This is a genomic window from Kribbella jejuensis, assembly GCF_006715085.1.
In the GTDB taxonomy this organism is placed as follows: domain Bacteria; phylum Actinomycetota; class Actinomycetes; order Propionibacteriales; family Kribbellaceae; genus Kribbella; species Kribbella jejuensis.
In genome coordinates this window covers 1,190,108-1,206,705 of record NZ_VFMM01000002.1, presented here as the reverse complement: position 1 = coordinate 1,206,705, position 16,598 = coordinate 1,190,108, and the positions used below count along the sequence as shown (strand labels likewise).

The 16,598-nt window shown below is 68.1% G+C and carries 15 protein-coding genes; 6 read left to right on the top strand and 9 right to left on the bottom strand.

The genetic code is table 11. From position 1 onward, the window contains the following. Positions 1 to 353 precede the first annotated feature (353 nt). From FB475_RS25835 to FB475_RS25815, 5 genes are all read right to left on the bottom strand, one after another. Positions 354 to 797: a hypothetical protein gene (locus FB475_RS25835; RefSeq protein ID WP_185759434.1), complete on the bottom strand. Its 444-nt coding sequence runs from the start codon at positions 795 to 797 to the stop codon at positions 354 to 356. A 1-nt stretch (position 798) separates the two neighbouring features. Beyond that, entirely contained in the window at positions 799 to 2,301 is a 1,503-nt protein-coding gene (locus FB475_RS25830) for an Nramp family divalent metal transporter (RefSeq protein ID WP_141859135.1), read from the bottom strand. Positions 2,302 to 2,374: 73 nt separating this feature from the next. Continuing rightward, positions 2,375 to 4,522, bottom strand: coding sequence for an acetate--CoA ligase family protein (locus tag FB475_RS25825; protein WP_141859134.1), 2,148 nt, complete (start codon positions 4,520 to 4,522; stop codon positions 2,375 to 2,377). A gap of 13 nt (positions 4,523 to 4,535) precedes the next feature. Next, a complete protein-coding gene (gene frc / locus FB475_RS25820; protein WP_141859133.1) occupies positions 4,536 to 5,762 on the bottom strand; it encodes a formyl-CoA transferase in 1,227 nt (408 codons plus the stop codon). 13 nt (positions 5,763 to 5,775) lie between these two features. Further along, positions 5,776 to 7,494 carry a thiamine pyrophosphate-binding protein gene (locus tag FB475_RS25815; RefSeq protein WP_202878506.1) on the bottom strand — a complete coding sequence of 573 codons (1,719 nt, stop codon included), beginning with the start codon at positions 7,492 to 7,494 and terminating at the stop codon, positions 5,776 to 5,778. A gap of 122 nt (positions 7,495 to 7,616) precedes the next feature. Between FB475_RS25815 and FB475_RS25810 the strand changes: the two genes are divergently transcribed. Beyond that, positions 7,617 to 7,886 (top strand): hypothetical protein, encoded by a 270-nt coding sequence (locus FB475_RS25810; protein WP_141859132.1) that lies wholly within the window; start codon positions 7,617 to 7,619, stop codon positions 7,884 to 7,886. Between the two features lie 520 nt (positions 7,887 to 8,406). Here the strand turns inward: FB475_RS25810 and FB475_RS25805 are convergent. Beyond that, entirely contained in the window at positions 8,407 to 9,747 is a 1,341-nt protein-coding gene (locus FB475_RS25805) for an OFA family MFS transporter (RefSeq protein WP_141859131.1), read from the bottom strand. Between the two features lie 135 nt (positions 9,748 to 9,882). On the opposite strand from FB475_RS25805, the gene sucC reads away from it, so the two are divergent. Then, positions 9,883 to 11,031, top strand: coding sequence for an ADP-forming succinate--CoA ligase subunit beta (sucC, locus tag FB475_RS25800; protein ID WP_141859130.1), 1,149 nt, complete (start codon positions 9,883 to 9,885; stop codon positions 11,029 to 11,031). A 1-nt stretch (position 11,032) separates the two neighbouring features. Further along, positions 11,033 to 11,911, top strand: a complete 879-nt coding sequence (sucD, locus tag FB475_RS25795) for a succinate--CoA ligase subunit alpha (protein WP_141859129.1) — start codon at positions 11,033 to 11,035, stop codon at positions 11,909 to 11,911. Here sucD and FB475_RS25790 read toward each other — a convergent pair. Both FB475_RS25790 and FB475_RS25785 read right to left on the bottom strand, forming a co-directional pair. Continuing rightward, the gene (locus FB475_RS25790) at positions 11,908 to 12,882 is read right to left on the bottom strand and encodes a LacI family DNA-binding transcriptional regulator (RefSeq protein WP_141859128.1); all 975 of its coding nucleotides are present in this window, start codon (positions 12,880 to 12,882) and stop codon (positions 11,908 to 11,910) included. The genes sucD and FB475_RS25790 overlap by 4 nt on opposite strands. Positions 12,883 to 13,000: 118 nt before the next feature. Further along, positions 13,001 to 13,972 carry a 2-dehydropantoate 2-reductase gene (locus FB475_RS25785; RefSeq protein ID WP_141859127.1) on the bottom strand — a complete coding sequence of 324 codons (972 nt, stop codon included), beginning with the start codon at positions 13,970 to 13,972 and terminating at the stop codon, positions 13,001 to 13,003. 151 nt (positions 13,973 to 14,123) lie between these two features. Here FB475_RS25785 and FB475_RS25780 point away from each other — a divergent pair, with 151 nt between their 5' ends. Further along, positions 14,124 to 14,678 carry a dihydrofolate reductase family protein gene (locus tag FB475_RS25780; RefSeq protein WP_141859126.1) on the top strand — a complete coding sequence of 185 codons (555 nt, stop codon included), beginning with the start codon at positions 14,124 to 14,126 and terminating at the stop codon, positions 14,676 to 14,678. Between the two features lie 216 nt (positions 14,679 to 14,894). Further along, positions 14,895 to 15,098 carry a cold-shock protein gene (locus FB475_RS25775; RefSeq protein WP_130381366.1) on the top strand — a complete coding sequence of 68 codons (204 nt, stop codon included), beginning with the start codon at positions 14,895 to 14,897 and terminating at the stop codon, positions 15,096 to 15,098. A gap of 45 nt (positions 15,099 to 15,143) precedes the next feature. Here FB475_RS25775 and FB475_RS25770 read toward each other — a convergent pair whose 3' ends face one another. Beyond that, the gene (locus FB475_RS25770) at positions 15,144 to 15,623 is read right to left on the bottom strand and encodes a GNAT family N-acetyltransferase (RefSeq protein ID WP_238332407.1); all 480 of its coding nucleotides are present in this window, start codon (positions 15,621 to 15,623) and stop codon (positions 15,144 to 15,146) included. 48 nt (positions 15,624 to 15,671) lie between these two features. Here FB475_RS25770 and FB475_RS25765 point away from each other — a divergent pair, with 48 nt between their 5' ends. Continuing rightward, complete coding sequence (locus tag FB475_RS25765; protein WP_141859125.1) at positions 15,672 to 16,553, top strand: class I SAM-dependent methyltransferase; 882 nt, start codon at positions 15,672 to 15,674, stop codon at positions 16,551 to 16,553. Positions 16,554 to 16,598: the final 45 nt, after the last annotated feature.

Sequence of the window (16,598 nt, the reverse complement as noted above, 5' to 3'; positions counted from 1 at the left end):
GAGCGGGACGCGGCGCCGGCGCAACCATCTCCACCCCAGGACGCGCACCCGCCGAAGGCGGCAACAAGACAGCCTCCGCGAAGCGGTGACATTTCACCGGCGGCACAGCACCCGACGCCGAACACGACCACCCTCACCACCGGATGCGCACCCGCCGAAGGCGGCAACAGACAGCCACCGCGAAGCGGTGACCTTTCACCCGTGCGGCGCAGCACCCGACGCCGAACACAACCACCCACAGCACGCGACGCGCACCCGCCGAAGGCGGTGACAAGACAGCCGCCGCGAAGCGGTGTCCTTTCGTCTGCGATGCGGTGACCTTTGGCCCGCACCCAGGTGGGTGCGGGCCTTGGTCAGGGTTTGGTGAGGTAGGGGTTGGTTTTGAGGAGGTGGGGCCAGTAGAAGCGGGCTACCTGGTCGTGCATCCAGAGGAAGCCGATGGCGAAACCCATGCTCAAGAGCGCCCGAAAAGCAAGGAACTTCCACGGCTCCGCGGGCAAACCGGGCGTACCGGTGACCACCCATTCCGTCACGATCGCGTGGATGAGAAGCGCGAGAGGAAACGCGATCAACCAGTAGACCGCCGCCGGAGCGAACACCCCGGCGGGGACCTTGCGGAGGGCAACGAGTACGGAGTACCCGGATCCGAAGACGATCAGCGGTACGCCGAGACCGAGACCGGTGAGGATCGCCCACCCGGCGGGCTGGCCGACGAATGCGGCCAGTCCACCGGCGACGAGTCCTGCGGCGGCGCCGACCGTGGCGGCCGGGACGCAGTACTGCGCTAGTTGTTTCATGTCAGCCCACTGCCACGCCGAAGCGGAAGAGGCAGTAGAACAGCATGCCGAGGTAGAACACCGCGCCGAACCCGATGATCACGTTCCGCACCGGGCCGGGACGGATCTTCTTGGGCAGCAGCCGGTTGTTCGTGAGCAGCAGCACGATGCAGTACGCGCCCATCGCGAACGTCGACAGGAACGCCAGCGTGTCGAGGATCCCCGCGGGACCGTCGGCCGGCCCGAACAGCAGGATCAGGATGCCGAACAGGATCACGCCCCACAGGAACCCGGCGTACAGCCGCGACATCGAGAACCGCTTCGCACCCGGCACGAAGTAGTACGTCATGTCCGCCTGGCCGCGCGAGAACGAGTCGAACAGACCCAGCGTCGCGTTCAGCCCGATCAGCGCGATGAACGCGAAGAACAGCGTCCCGAGGATCGGCGACCCGGCCGACGCGAACGCGTCCGACATCGCCTTCAATGCAGCTTCCCGGTCACCGCCCTCGATCAGCGACGCGACGTTCGGGTTCTCCCGCGCCGCCGACATCGCGAGCACGGTGAACGAGATCGTGACCAGCATCGTGATGCCCCAGAAGAGCAGGATCGCGTCGAACGTGACCCACTTGCGCCAGCCCTTCCATTTGGCCATCTCGGCGGGGTCCTCGGTGTCGAACATGAACCCGCGCGACGGCATCGACTCGGCCTCACCCGAAGCCGAGGCACGCAGCCCGCGGATCTTCGGGATGTGCGCGCCCATGCCGGCGCCGCTGTCGCGCAGCTGCAGCGTATACCACATCTGCTGCATCCCGGAGGGCCCGGCGAACGCGATCGAGCCGACCACCACCGGGAACCAGGCCGACGTCATCGCCTCGTGGGGGAAGTACCCGAACGCGAACATCCCGGCCAGCGTCCGGCCGAGGTCGTCCCAGCTGCCGACGATCGCCGCGATCACCGACGTACCGACGACCAGCAGCCCGATCAGCAGGCCCAGCAGTTTCTCGAGGAAGTTGTAGATCACCGACAACAGACTGAACAGCACACCGACGAACACCAGAGCCACGCACGCGGTGACCTGCCAGGGTATGCCGGTGATCTCCTCGAAGGCGGCCGCGCCCGCGGACAGATGGCCCGGCCACATGTAGATCAGGATCGCGGCCGCGTAGAAGAACCACATCAGCGGTTTGAAGATCCGGGCCGCGCCGAAGAAGATGCTCTCCCCGGTGGCCATCGCGTACCGCGCCATCTCCAGCAGCACGAAGGCCTGCAGCGTGACACCGACCATGAACAACCAGCGGATGTCCGGCCCGAACACCAGGACGAGCCGGGGCCACATGTACGACTCCCCCATGCCCACACCGAGCGCGACCAGGAACACGGTCGGGCCGAGGATGTGCAGGGAGGGTGGTGCGTCCGGAAGTTTCCGGATCGGCATCGGTTCGAGCCGGCCGGCCTTCCAGACCTTCTCGGTGACCGCGGCCGCCGGTTCTTCGGGTACTTCTGAGGTCTTGCTCGTGACGTCCAAGGCGGACTCCTTAGTTCGACGCCAACTAGCGATGGTTACTCCCCCGCGCCGTACTCCTCCAATCAGCCGAAGATCAACGGTGGCCCAGCGGGCCGGCGTTGCGGGCCCAGCGGTACTTCGCACCGAGAACCTGGACCGGGGTCTCGGTGGTGTACGGGTACGCGACCACACCGTGGTCGAACAGGTACTGCGACGCCGCCTCGACCTCGACGTCGCCGGACAGCGAGGCGACCACGGGCTTGTCGATGCCCTTGGCCCGGAACTCCTCGACGACGTCGGCGACCAGCTCCGCGAACACCATCGGCGGCGTCACGATCGTGTGCCAGTAGCCCAGGATGAGCGCGTGGATCCGCTCGTCGGACAGCCCGAGCGCGATCGTGTTCCGGTACGTCGAGGGTGGTTCGCCGCCGGTGATGTCGACCGGGTTGCCGGCCGCGCCGAACGGCGGGATGAACTCCCGAAACGCCGCGTCCAGGTCGTCGGGGATGTCCATCAGCGTCAGACCGGCGTCCGCACAGGCGTCCGACAGCAGTACGCCGGAACCGCCAGCGCCGGTGATGATCACGACGTTCTCGCCCTTCGGCGTCGGCAGCAGCGGGATCCCGCGGGCGTACTGGAGCATCTCGTTCAGCCCCGGCGCGCGGACCACGCCGCTCTGCTTGAGGATGTCGTCGTACACCTTGTCGTTGCCGGCCAGCGCGCCGGTGTGCGAGCTGGCGGCGCGGGCACCCAGGGAGGTACGGCCGGCCTTCAGTACGACGACCGGCTTGCGCTTGGACACCCGGGCCGCCGTCTCGGCGAAGGCCCGGCCGTCCTTCAGGTCCTCAAGGTGCATGGCGATCAGGTTGGTGTTGTCGTCGCTCTCGAAGAACGTCAGGAGGTCATCCTCGTCGATGTCGGCCTTGTTGCCTACTCCAACGATCGCGGAAACTCCCATCCGGCTGGACCGGCTGAAGCCGAGGATCGCCATCCCGATGCCGCCCGACTGCGACGACAGCGCCACCGACCCGCGGACGTCGTACGGCGTGCAGAACGTCGCGCACAGGCTCTCCGGCAGGTAGTAGTAGCCGTAGATGTTCGGCCCGAGGATCCGCACGTTGTGTTTGCGGGCGATCGCGACGACCTCGTCCTGAAGCTCCTGTTCGCCGGTCTCGGCGAACCCGGACGGGATCAGGATCGCGCCGGCGACCCCCTTCTGCCCGCACTGCTCGAGCGCCGCGCCGACGAACTTGGCCGGTACGGCGAACACCGCGACGTCGACGTCTCCCGGCACATCCAGCACCGAGGGGAACGCTTTCAGCCCGAGGACCTCCCCGCCGCGAGGATTGACCGGGTAGATGTCCCCGGCGTACCCGCCGTTCACCAGGTTCTTCATCACCGAGTTGCCGATCTTGCCGTCCTCGTTGGACGCCCCGATCACCGCGACCGCGCGCGGCTTCATGATCCGGGTCATCGCGGTCAGGATCTGCTCCTGGCTGTACCGCTCGACCGGCTTGGCCGCCTCGGCGTCGACGATGATCCGGAAGTCGACCGCGGTGGCGCCGTCCGGCCCGGCCAGTACCGGGTTCAGGTCCACCTCGGCGAACTCCGGGAAGTCCGTGACCAGGTCGGACACCCGCTTGATCAGCTCGCCGACGAACTGCTTATCGACAGGCCGGGCACCGCGGACGCCCTCGAGCATCTCGCGTGCCTCGATCCCGTCGACCATCGCCCGCGCCTCGTCCGCGGTCAGCGGCGCGAGCCGGAAGGTGACGTCCTTCAGCACCTCGACGAGTACGCCGCCGAGCCCGAACGCGACCACCTTGCCGAAGGTCGGGTCGGTGACGGCGCCGACGATCACTTCCTGCACGTCGCCACCGGTGACCAGCATCTTCTGTACCTGGACGCCGACAATCTCGGCCCCCGGTTCGTAGGCCATCGCATTGTCGACGATCTGCTGATAGGCCTGCCGCGCCGCGTCCTCGGAGTCGACGCCGACCACCACGCCGCCGGCGTCGGTCTTGTGCAGGATGTCCGGCGAGACGATCTTGAGCACCACCGGGAACCCGATCTCGGCCGCGAGACCGGCGGCGCCGTCGGCAGTCGTTGCCAGCCCTTCACCCGGCGTCGGGATGCCGTACGCGTCGGCGACGAGCTTGGCCTCGGGCGCGCTCAGCGAAGTACGGCCGTCCGCCAGCGCCTGGTCGAGGACGGTCCGGACTGCTGCCTTGTCGTAGCTCATCTGCTCTCCTACGTCAGATCACGCCGGCGGTCTTCAGGTCGTCGAGCTCGGCGCCGGAGATCCCGAGCGAGCCGTAGATGGCGGAGTTGTGCTCGCCGAGCCCAGGTGAGGTCTGGACCTCGACCGGCGAGTCGGACAGCTTGATCGGACACCCGACGGTCTTGAACGTGCCGCGCTGCGGGTGCTCGACCTCGACCACCGCTCCGAGTTCGGCGAGGGTCTCGTCCGCGATCAGCTCGGCCGTGGACATGATCGGTCCGCACGGCACGTTCAGCGCGTTGAGCTTGTCCATCACCTCGAACTTGGTGTGCTGCTCGGTCCACTGCTCGATCAGCGCGAACATCTTGTCGAGCTTGTCCAGCCGCGCGGCCGGCGTCGCCCAGTCCGGGTCCTCGGCCAGTTCGGGCTTGCCGATCAGCTCCGCGATCGGCGCCCAGCCCGGCGGCTGGACGATCACGTAGATGTAGTCGTTCGGGCCTCCGGGCGCGCAGCGCAGGGCCCAGCCCGGCTGCCCGCCGCCGGACGCGTTCCCGGACCGCGGGACCTCGCCGTTGAAGTGCTCGTTCGGGTACTCGCGCAGCGGCCCGTGCGCCAGCCGCTGCTGGTCGCGGAGTTTCACGCGAGTCAGATTCAGTACGGCCTCCTGCATGGCGACGGTCACTCGTTGTCCCTTGCCGGTGTGCGTCCGCTGGAACAGGGCGGCGAGGATGCCGGCCACCAGGTGGATCCCGGTCCCGGAGTCGCCGATCTGCGCACCGGTCGCGGTCGGCGGTCCGTCCTCGAACCCCGTCGTACTCATCGCGCCGCCCATCGCCTGGGCGACCACCTCGTACGCCTTGAAGTTCTCGTACCGTCCCGGGCCGAAGCCCTTGATCGACGCGAAGATCAGGCCCGGGTTGAGCTCCTGCAGGCGTTCCCAGGTGAAGCCCATCCGGTCGATCGCGCCGGGCGCGAAGTTCTCCACCAGCACGTCGACGTCGCGAACCAGGTCGGCGAAGATCTCCTTGCCGCGATCGGACTTCATGTTCAGCGTGATGCTGCGCTTGTTGCAGTTGAGCATCGTGAAGTAGAGGCTGTCGACGTCCGGCAGGTCGCGCAGCTGCTGGCGGGTGATGTCGCCGGTCGGTGCCTCCAGCTTGATCACGTCGGCACCGAGCCAGGCGAGGATCTGGGTGCAGGACGGGCCGGACTGCACGTGGGTCATGTCGAGTACACGGACACCCTCGAGGGCCTTGGTCATGACGGGGTCCCCTTTACTTGTACATGGTCTGGTTCATGGTTCCGGGGGCGTAGGCGTCCGGGTCGACCCAGACGTTGATCAGTGACGGCAGGCCGGATTCGCGGGCCCGCAGCAGCGCCGGCCCGATGTCGGCCGGGTCGCGGACCTCCTCGCCGTACCCGCCGAGCATCCGGGCGAACTCGTCGTACCTGACGTCGCCGAGGGTGTTGCCGATCCGGCCGCGGTCCTTGCCGTACTTCGCTTCCTGGCCGTAGCGGATCTGGTTCATCGACGAGTTGTTGCCGATGACACCGACGAACGGAAGGTTGTAGCGGACCAGCGTCTCGAAGTCCCACCCGGTCAGCGAGAACGCGCCGTCGCCGAACAGCGCGACCACCTCCTGGTCGGGCCGCGCGTACTTCGCCGCGAGCACGAACGGGATGCCGACGCCGAGCGTGCCGAGCGGACCCGGGTCCATCCAGTGGCCGGGCGACTTCGGCTGGACGACGCCGCCGGAGAACGTGACGATGTCACCACCGTCGCCGATGTAGATCGAGTCCTCGGTGAGGAACTCGTTGATCTCGTGCGCGAGCCGCAGCGGGTGGATCGGGTTCGCGTCGGACAGCTGGCGCGGCAGCCGCTTCTGGTACGCCGCGTCCTCCTCGGCGCGGAGCTCCGCGAACCACGCCTTGCGGTCGGTCTTCTGCAGCCGGCCCGACGCCGCCTGGGTGACCGCCGCGAGGATCGCGCCCGGGTCGCCGACCAGGCCGAGGTCGATGTCCCGATTCTTCCCGACCGTGCGGTAGTCAAGGTCGATCTGTACGACGGTCGCGCTCTTCGGCAGCCGCCGCCCGTACCCCATCCGGAAGTCGAACGGCGTACCGACGATCAGGATCAGGTCCGCGTTGTTGAACCCGTACCGCCTGGACAGGTGGAAGTGGTGCGGGTCGCCCGGTGGCAGCGTGCCGCGGGCAGCGCCGTTCATGAACGCGGGGACGTCGAGCGTCCGGACGAACTCGGTCGCCGCCTCGCTGCCGCGGGACGTCCACACCTGGGAGCCGAGCAGCACGACGGGCTTCTCCGCCCGGACGAGCAGATCCGCCAGCGCCTCGACGCTCGCGGGGTCGCCGATGCTCTTCGTCGACGCGCGGTAGTGCCCGGCCTCGGGAACGGTCGCGGACTCGACCGGCACCGAGTTGTCGAGGATGTCGCGCGGGATCTCCAGGAACGACGGGCCGGGCGCGCCGTTGTAGCACTCGCGGAACGCCATCGACACCATGTCCGCGACCCGCGCGGTGTGCGGCACGGTCGCCGCGAACTTCGTGATCGGCGTCATCATGTCGACGTGCGGCAGGTCCTGCAGGGACCCCATCTTGTGCTGGTTCAGCGCGCCCTGGCCGCCGATCAGCAACATCGGGCTCTCGGCGCGGAACGCATTCGCTACACCGGTGACCGCGTCCGTCGTCCCCGGGCCGGCCGTGACGACCGCGCAGCCGGGTTTGCCGGTGATCCGCGCGTACCCGTCGGCCGCGTGCGCGGCGACCTGCTCGTGCCGGACGTCCACCACCGCGATGCCCTCGTCCACGCAGCCGTCGTAGATGTCGATGATGTGGCCGCCGCAGAGCGTGAAGATCACGTCGATTCCCTCGGCCTTCAAGGCCTTCGCGACGAGGTGACCACCGGAGATCGTCTCCGGCTCTGCGCCGTGCGGGACTTCCGCGACTGGCTGGGTCTCCGACACTGTCTGCGCCATCTGCAGTCAACTCCTCGGAACGGCCCTGATCGGGCTTGATGTAGATTGCATACCGTATGGTGTAGTCGTAGTCTTAACCCAGTGCGTGGCGGTTGTCCAGAGCTCGGCACCAGGAGGCTGCGATGACGATTCCCGAGGAACTCGACCGGACCCGTGCGGCACTGGTCGCGTTGGAGAAATCCCTTGCTGCGTTGAGGAATCGCCTCGGTCCGCAGCTCGACGTACTGCGGTTGCTGGACGATCTGTCCCGGTGCACGGCCGATCTGGAGCGGCTTTCCCAGCAGGTGCGCGCACCCCGGCGGCACGAGCTGGTGGTCATCCCGGACGGCGACTACGACCACGATTTCTGGGCAGAAGCCGAGCAGGAAGGATTGGGCCGAACGGCGCTTTGAGTCGCCAGGCACAGCTTGAGCAGGCTGCGCAGTCGTACGTCGCTTGCTGTCCTCGCGATGACCGCTACCGCTTCTGCTGCTTGTTCGGTGGCTATGAACGTGCGGTAGAACGGCTCGCTCCAGTTGAACGGCGAGAGTACTGGTAACCACCAGCGCGCCGCTCCCCCAGGACTGCTCTCGGAACCAAGCAGGTGCAGCGCTGTTTGGTGAGCTGCGGTCAGGCGCCGGCGTTCGTCGCGGGTTGGCTCGGATTCTCCGGCGGCTGACAGCGCCGTTGACGTGCATAGGGCTACCAGGCGGGCGGCGGCCTCGACTCCGGGGGTGCTGGTGTTGAGGAAGCTCGGGGCCAGTGGGAGGAGGGCGCGGCGGCCGGCTGGGGTGGTGTGGTCGTGGACTGCTCGGGCTATCGCGCTCAGGACCGGGTGAACGCAGGTCGGGCGGTCTGTCCAGGGTTCGCGAGCCAGGCGGGAGACGAGTTCCATCAGGCAGGGTTCGGGGCGGGCGATCTTGCCGTAGGGGCTCACTCGCCTGATACCGGGGTGCCTAGTTGGGACCGGACCGGGAGGGCCGGCCTACCGGGTTGTTTGAGCAGGCGGACGCTGAATGCGGTCAGTATGCCGAGAAGGCCGGCGCCGAGGAAGAGCGGGCGGTAGCCGACTGCGCTGACCACGGAGGCGGCCACGCCGATACCGAGCAGTCCGCCGGCAGCCTTGGCGGAGTACAGGATCGCCTGGTTCTGCAGCAGGCTGTTCTCGCCGAAGAACTCCAGGACGAGGTTGGCCATGATCGCGTAGAACGCTCCACCGCCCAGTCCGGCGAACATCGCACACACGACGAAAACCCAGCCTGGTCTCGCGACCACCAGTCCCATGTGCGCGAAGCCCTCAACCATCAGCACGGCGGCCAAGACCCGTCGGCGACCGAATCGGTCCGACAGACTGCCTGCCGACGATCGTCCGAGACCGTTGACGGCAGCGAGCATTCCAGCAGCCGCAGCCGCCAGCGCCAGACTGTGACCGGAGTCGACGGCGTACGGCACCACGAAGGCGATGCCGAAGAGCGAGAGCGCCGTACTGATTGCCAGCAGCAACCACATGAGCGGCAGCGCGCCGGTCCTCCAGGCCTCACCAGGGCGGTAGTGGCGAACGGCGGGCGCGTTGTGCGGGATGCTCCGGTTCAGTTTCCGGTCGATCGCCCAGGCCTGCGCGTCGATCGAGGCCGGCCACCAGTGCCGCGGCGGATCCTTCAGCAACCCACCCGCGATCAACACCACGAGCAGCGCAACCCCGGCTGTCAGATCGTAGGCGAGGCTCTGGTCGACAGTCGCCAGCAGCACGATGCTCGGGACGGCACCAACCGCGAACCCGCCCGTGACGAAGCCGATCGTCGCCGTCCGGCGCTCCGGGAACCAGCGCGCCGAGGTCGTGATGCAGGCGGCGTACACGATCCCGGCGCCGGCGCCACCGGCGAGCGAGTAGCCGGCGAGGACCGCAGCGTAGTTGTGCACCTGAGCCAGCGTGACGAGCCCGATCGCGGCGAGCACCCCGCCCACGATGACGAGCTGCGTCGGCGTTGCCCGGCGTACCCGATGCGCCCAGGCGGCCGGTACCGCGACCAGCGCCTGACACGCGACGAAGATGGCGAGCAGCCAGAGCGTCCGCGCCGTACCCCAACCGCGGTCGGACTCCAGTCCGAGTGCCGCCGTACCGAACGAGTACTGCAGCGGACTGATCGCGACCATGCAGGCCCAAGCGGCCCACAACTGCCAGCGCCGCGGATGGCCGGTGAGCTCACGGGGATCCTCGCCGATCCGGTACTTCCGGCCGTAGACGTCACGCACATCCCGGGGCGTGGAAATCATGTCGCCTCCTGACTACTGCATACCGTATGAGATCTGTGGTACCGCGCCGGCCTCACGCTGTCCAGACCTCGTGGCTCTTGTGACGAGATTGCATACCGCATACAGTCGTCAGAACACCGTCGCAAGGAGGCGCATGTGGACCTGATGGAGTACCAAGCCAAGGAGCTGTTCGCCCGGCACGACGTCCCGGTGACGCTCGGCCGGGTGATCGAGGATCCGGCCGACGCCGCGGACGCGGCCCGCGAGCTCGGCGGTCGCGTGGTGGTGAAGGCGCAGGTGCTGACCGGCGGCCGCGGCAAGGCGGGTGGCGTGAAACTGGCCGCCACGCCGGACGAAGCGGTCGCCCGGGCCGGCGAGATCCTCGGGATGGACATCAAGGGGCACACCGTGCGACGGGTGCTGATCGCTCCGGCGGCGGACATCGCCGAGGAGTACTACTTCTCGCTCCTGGTCGACCGCGCGAACCGCGAGTACCTCTGCATCGCCAGCACCGAGGGCGGCGTCGAGATCGAGGAGATCGCGCGCAGCAACCCGGACGCGATCGCGAAGATACCGATCGACCCGGCGGCCGGTGTCGACGAGGGCAAGGCCGCCGAGATCGTCGCCGCGGCCGGCTTCCCCGCCGGATCGTCGACGGTCGTCCGCCGGTTGTGGGACGTCTTCCTCGCCGAGGACGCCTCCCTCGTCGAGGTGAACCCGCTGGTGAAACTCGCCGACGGATCGCTCGAGGCCCTCGACGGCAAGGTCACGCTCGACGACAACGCGTCGTACCGGCACCCGGAGCATGCGTCGTACGGCGACCAGACGGCAGCGGATCCGCTCGAGGCCGAGGCGCACGCGAAGGGCCTCAACTACGTCAAGCTCGACGGCTCGGTCGGCATCATCGGCAACGGCGCCGGCCTGGTCATGTCGACCCTCGACGTGGTCGCGTACGCGGGTGAGCAGTACGGCGGCGTGAAGCCGGCGAACTTCCTCGACATCGGCGGTGGCGCGAGCGCCGAGGTGATGGCGAACGGGCTCGGCATCATCCTGTCCGATCCGCAAGTGCGCAGTGTTTTCGTCAACGTCTTCGGTGGGATCACCGCCTGCGACGCTGTTTCGAACGGCATCGTGCAGGCGCTCGCGTTGCTCGGCGACCAGGCGGACAAACCGCTGGTCGTCCGGCTGGACGGCAACAACGTCGACGAGGGCCGCAAGATCCTTGCCAAGGCCAACCATCCGCTCGTGACGGTGGCGGACACGATGGACGACGCGGCAGCGCTGGCTGCACAGAAGGGAGCGTGAGATGGCCGTCTTCCTGACCGAGAAGAGCCGGGTCGTCGTGCAGGGCATGACCGGGTCCGAAGGGCAGAAGCACACCAGCCGAATGCTTGCCGCCGGCACCACTGTGGTCGGCGGTGTGACACCGGGCAAGGGCGGCCGGTCGGTGGACTTCGCGAAGCGGTCGATCCCGGTGTACGGGTCGTGCGCGGACGCGGTGCGGGCGGCGGATGCGGACGTGTCGGTGGTGTTCGTACCGCCCCGCTTCACACTCGGAGCCGTCACGGAAGCGATCGACGCCGGGATTCCGTTGGTCGTGGTGATCACCGAGGGCGTGCCGGTGCACGACACCGCCACCTTCTTCGCACACGCACAGGCTCAAGGGACGCGGATCATTGGCCCGAACTGTCCCGGGATCATCAGCCCAGGCCGGTCGAACGCCGGCATCATCCCCGCGGACATCGCGGGTCCCGGCCGGATCGGGCTCGTGAGCAAGTCGGGCACGCTGACGTACCAGATGATGTACGAGCTGCGCGACTTCGGGTTCTCGACCGCGATCGGTATCGGTGGCGACCCGATCATCGGGACCACCCACATCGACGCGCTGCAGGCGTTCCAGGACGACCCGGACACCGACGCGATCGTGATGATCGGTGAGATCGGTGGTGACGCCGAGGAGCGGGCGGCCGCGTTCATCAAGGAGAACGTGACCAAGCCCGTCGTCGGGTACGTCGCGGGCTTCACCGCGCCGGAGGGCAAGACCATGGGTCACGCCGGCGCGATCGTCTCCGGCTCGTCGGGGACCGCAGCCGCCAAGAAGGAAGCGCTGGAGGCGGCCGGAGTACGTGTCGGCAAGACGCCGACAGAGACTGCGCAACTGCTGCGCGCTGTCGCCGCGGTCTAAGAAGGTGCAGCGGTGCTGTTGCGGACAACGAGAGTCGTCGCGACAGCTACCTGGGTGTGGCCGCCGGAGGAGTGGAGCTCCGCAAGCAGGGTGTCTACAGCGCAGCGGCCCACCTCGGTGAAGGTCTGACGGACCGTGGTGAGAGGCGGCCAGAACTGGGCCGCCTCTTCCATGTCGTCGAACCCCACCACACTCACATCGGCAGGCACGGTCCGGCCATGCGCGTGCAGCGCCCGCAGTACGCCGAGCGCCATCTGGTCATTGGCTACGAAGACCGCGGTCACAGCTGGATCCACGGCGAGCTCGCAGCCCGCGTCGTACCCGGAGGTGGAAGACCAGTCTCCGATCAGCACGGGTGGTACGTCGCGGCCGTGGTCGCGGAGCGTCTGCTCCCAGGACCGGCGCCGCTGGTCCGCCGCGAACGACGACGGCGGCCCGCCGACGTGCCACACCGTTCTGTGCCCCAGGTCGAGCAAGTGCTCGGTGGCGAGCCGGGCACCCTGCGTCTGGTCGGTGTCGACCACCGGGTGGTCATAGTGCGCACCGGCATGCACGACGACCACGGGCAGTCCCACGGGCAGCTGGACCTCGTCGAGGATCCGCGCCTCGATCATCATGATCACGCCGTCGACAGCCTGCTCCCCCAGCCGGGTCAGAGCGTCCGTGACTGCCTGGCGGTTGACCGAGAGCACAGGCATCAGGTTGACCGAGTACCCGCGCGCGGTGGCGGCGGTCGCGATCGCATCCAGCGTTCTCGTCGTACCGAATGTGGAAAGTTCGAAGACGATCACGCCGATGCTGCGGAACTCACCGTTGCGCAGCGCGCGGGCGGCGCCATTCGGGCGGTAGCCGAGCTGGCGCATCGCGTCCTGCACGCGAGCGCGGGTGACCGAGTCGACGTTCTGCTTGCCGTTGGCGACCCGCGAGACGGTCTGCCCGGACACGCCGGCCAGCCGCGCGACGTCGGCCATCGACGGACCTCGTGGCCGCCGCACTGACGTACCCTCCACCCGGCACCTCCCATGTGCCAGGAGTCTAGACATGTTTGCGTCAACATCGCCGATCTCCCGGCGAGCCACACGACTCCCCCTAGACGCCGACCTTGCTCGCCAGCAGATCCGTGACGGCGTGTACGGCGCGCAGCGTCGGCGCGCGGACGCCGGTCAGGTCCGCGAGTTCGACAACCGCGGCGAGGATCACGTCGAGTTCGAGCGGTTTGTCCTTCTCCAGGTCCTGCAGCATCGACGTCTTGTGCTCGCCGACCCGTTCGGCGCCGTCGATCCGCTTGTCCACCGAGATGTCCGGGTGGCAGCCGAGCGCGGCGGCGACCTCGAGCGACTCCTGCATCATCAGGCGGACCATCTGCCGGGTGCCCTGATGGGTGGCGATCTCCACCATCGTCGCCCGGGCCAGCGCGCTGATCGGGTTGAACGCCGCGTTGCCGAGCAGCTTGATCCAGATCTCGTTGCGGATGTCGGCCTCGACCGGGCACTTCAGGCCGCCCGCGACCATCGCCGTACTGAACCGTTCGCAGCGTTCCGACGGGCCGCCGGCGGGTTCACCGATCGAGAAGCGGGTGCCTTCCAGGTGCCGTACGACGCCCGGTCCTTCGAGTTCTGTGGAGCAGTAGACGACGCAGCCGATCGCGCGGTCGAGGTCGAGCACCTGGCTGACGGCGCCGCCGGGGTCGACCGATTCGATCCGGCGGCCTTCGTACGGGCCCTTCAGACCGTGAAAGTACCACCACGGGATGCCGTTCTGTGCCGCGACGACGACCGTGCTGTCGTGCAGCAGCGGCTGCAGCAACGGGCCGGCGGTCGCGTACGAGTTCGCCTTGAGCCCGAGGAACACGTAGTCGACCGGGCCGATCTCGACCGGGTCGTCCGTGGCCGGGGTTCGCGCCGTGAAGTCGCCGCGCGGACTGAGCACCGTGACGCCGTGCGACCGGATCGCTTCCAGGTGCGCGCCGCGGGCGACCAGGTGGACCTCGGTGCCACCCCGGTGCAGGGCCGCGCCGACGTACGCACCGATCGCACCGGCGCCGAGAACGGCAACTCTCATGAGGGTCCCTGCCTTCCGTGAGATTGCATACAGAATACGGTAGGCCATCTGGACGAATGAGGTCAAGGTCACATTCCCGGGGGACCGATGATTCGCGGGCCTTCCGGCGGTATGTACCGGCGTCAACCACTCGACAGAAGGAGCAGGAGCCATGGGACACGTCATCGTCACCGCATTCGTCAGCCTCGACGGGGTCATCACGGATCCGGACGGTTCGGGCGGTACGCCGTTCGGCGGCTGGGCGTGGCGGCACGGACCCGAGACCTACAGCGGCGACAAGTTCCGCCTCGGAGACCTGATGGACACCGGCGTACTGCTGCTCGGCCGGAACACCTGGGAGCTGTTCAGCGGGCTCTGGCCGAACCGGACCGACGACTTCTCGACCAAGATGAACAAGATGCCCAAGGTGGTCGCCACGCACTCGCTGACGGATCTGTCGGTGTTCCCGAATTCGACGTTGATGGAGGGCACCCTGGCCGAGTACGTCCGGTCCGAGCCGCGGACGATCGCCGTCACCGGCAGCCTGAGCGTGATCCGCGCCCTGCAGGCCGACGACCTGGTCGACGAGTACCGACTGATGACGCTGCCGTCCGTCGTCGGTGCCGGCGAGAAGATCTTCGGCCCGGCCGACCAGCCCGTCCACTTCAAGCTCGCCTCAGTCCTCCAGGCCGGCGCCGCCTCACTGGCGACGTACGTACGCCCGTAGCACGCTGCCGCTGAGACCTGGCCGGCGATGGCCTGTTGCGGGCGGACGTGGTCAGGAACACCCGACGAGTACGACAGCCGGCGTGGCGAAGGGTGGCTGACGGCTCATCGAGCGTGCTAGGGTTTCTGATCGTTGCAGTTTTGCAGTTCCACGTTCGTGTCGAAGCGCCCGCGGATTTGTAATCCGCCGGGCGTTTTGTCGTATCAGGAGAAAATCATGGCTTTGGGAACAGTTAAGTGGTTCAACGGCGAGAAGGGCTTCGGCTTCATCTCCCAGGAGGACGGCGGCGCCGACGTATTCGTGCACTACTCGGCGATCCAGACGCAGGGCTTCCGCTCCCTGGACGAGAACCAGCGCGTCGAGTTCGAGATCGCCCAGGGCCCGAAGGGCCTGCAGGCGGAGAACGTTCGCCCGGTCTGATCTCGGCCGTCCTTCCGACGGTTGTTTTTGGGCGGCAGGCCCGGCTCACGCCGGGCCTGCCGTGCTCCACAGGTACTCGCCGTCCTCGACCAGGTCGGTGCGCGCGAGTCCGATTGCGGCTGCGACAGCGGCCGACGCGGTGTGGTCCGGATGGATGTGGGCCACGATCTCCCGGGCGCCATGCGCCCTCAGCCAGGTGACCAGTCCCTGTGCTGCTTCTTTCGCGAACCCCCGGCCCTGCCACGCGGTGCCGATGACCCAGGCGATTTCCGCGGTCCTTCCGGTGAGCGTCGCCTGAACGTAGCCGATCAACTTGTCGTCGTACTCGGTGACCCAGTTCAGCCACTGCTCGTCGGCGCTGTCCGGGCCGGCCAGCTGGCGGCGGTAGCGTGCCTCGAGTGCCTGCACTGTGGGCGGCTCGCCACCCGTGAACGTGTAGAGGCTCGGGTCGGACAGGACTTCAGCCATCGGTACGGCGTACTCGACCTGTAGCGGTAGCAGCCTGAGGCGTTCAGTGGCGATCACCGCGTAACAGTAGTGCGGCAGGTGGCCGGCTGGTACGAGACTGTGGGCATGATCGAGATCGACTGGGCGGGAGAGGCCGGGCGGCTGCGGTCGTCCGCCGAGGGCGAGGCCGGCTGGAACGCAGCGGTGGCCGCGACGCTGGTACGGGACACCGACCGGGTCGTCGTGGACGTCGGTTGCGGCGGTGGCGGGATGGCGAAGGCACTCGCCGAGGCGCTGCCCAGCGCGACCGTGGTGGCGATCGACGCGGATCCCGACGTACTCGAGCAGGCGCGCGAGCACACCGGCGGACTGGTCCGGTGCGAACTCGCGTCGATGGACGACGGTGCGGAACCGTTGCGCCAGGCAATCGATGCGCCGGCGGACCTGATCTGGGCGTCGGCATCGGTACACCACGCTGCCGACCAGCAGGCAGCCGTCGACGCGTTGGCCTCGCTGCTTGCGCCGGGCGGGCGGTTGGCGCTGGCCGAGGGCGGCCTGCCGGCGCGGTACCTGCCGTGGGATCTCGGCATCGGCGAGCCGGGGCTGGAGTTGCGGCTGGATCTGGCGCAGGACCGGTGGTTCAAGGTGATGCGGGACTCGCTGCCCGGGTCGGTGCCGATGCCGTACGGATGGACCGACGCTCTGACGCGGGCCGGGCTCGTGGAGGTGACCACGCGGAGCGTGCTGAGCGAGACACCGCCGCCACTGTCGCCGGAGCGACGGGAGGAAGTCATCGAGGGGCTACGGAAACGGCTCGGCTGGCTGACCGGAGAGGGTCACGGGCACGGGCATGGGCACGCGATGGCTGATGAGGAGTGGCTCGATCCCGCGGACCTGGAGGTCTGGCAGCAGTTACTGGACCCGGAGGGGCCGTATTTCCTCGGACACCGTACCGACCTCGCCGTACTCGCCGTCCGGAGCGTCCACATCGGCCACGCGCCGCGCTGACAGGGCACGCCATGACGGCAGTGTCGGCGGCTCGCCGTAAGGTGG

Excerpts from the sequence above, each read along its gene's own strand:
- FB475_RS25810 (WP_141859132.1), top strand. The coding sequence starts at position 7,617 with ATGACGATTCCCGAGGAACTCGACCGGACCCGTGCGGCACTGGTCGCG.
- FB475_RS25825 (WP_141859134.1), bottom strand. The coding sequence starts at position 4,522 with ATGAGCTACGACAAGGCAGCAGTCCGGACCGTCCTCGACCAGGCGCTG.
- FB475_RS25765 (WP_141859125.1), top strand. The coding sequence starts at position 15,672 with ATGATCGAGATCGACTGGGCGGGAGAGGCCGGGCGGCTGCGGTCGTCC.
- FB475_RS25790 (WP_141859128.1), bottom strand. The coding sequence starts at position 12,882 with ATGGCCGACGTCGCGCGGCTGGCCGGCGTGTCCGGGCAGACCGTCTCG.
- FB475_RS25785 (WP_141859127.1), bottom strand. The coding sequence starts at position 13,972 with ATGAGAGTTGCCGTTCTCGGCGCCGGTGCGATCGGTGCGTACGTCGGC.
- FB475_RS25835 (WP_185759434.1), bottom strand. The coding sequence starts at position 797 with ATGAAACAACTAGCGCAGTACTGCGTCCCGGCCGCCACGGTCGGCGCC.
- FB475_RS25805 (WP_141859131.1), bottom strand. The coding sequence starts at position 9,747 with ATGATTTCCACGCCCCGGGATGTGCGTGACGTCTACGGCCGGAAGTAC.
- FB475_RS25780 (WP_141859126.1), top strand. The coding sequence starts at position 14,124 with ATGGGACACGTCATCGTCACCGCATTCGTCAGCCTCGACGGGGTCATC.
- FB475_RS25775 (WP_130381366.1), top strand. The coding sequence starts at position 14,895 with ATGGCTTTGGGAACAGTTAAGTGGTTCAACGGCGAGAAGGGCTTCGGC.
- frc (WP_141859133.1), bottom strand. The coding sequence starts at position 5,762 with ATGACCAAGGCCCTCGAGGGTGTCCGTGTACTCGACATGACCCACGTG.
- sucD (WP_141859129.1), top strand. The coding sequence starts at position 11,033 with ATGGCCGTCTTCCTGACCGAGAAGAGCCGGGTCGTCGTGCAGGGCATG.
- FB475_RS25815 (WP_202878506.1), bottom strand. The coding sequence starts at position 7,494 with ATGGCGCAGACAGTGTCGGAGACCCAGCCAGTCGCGGAAGTCCCGCAC.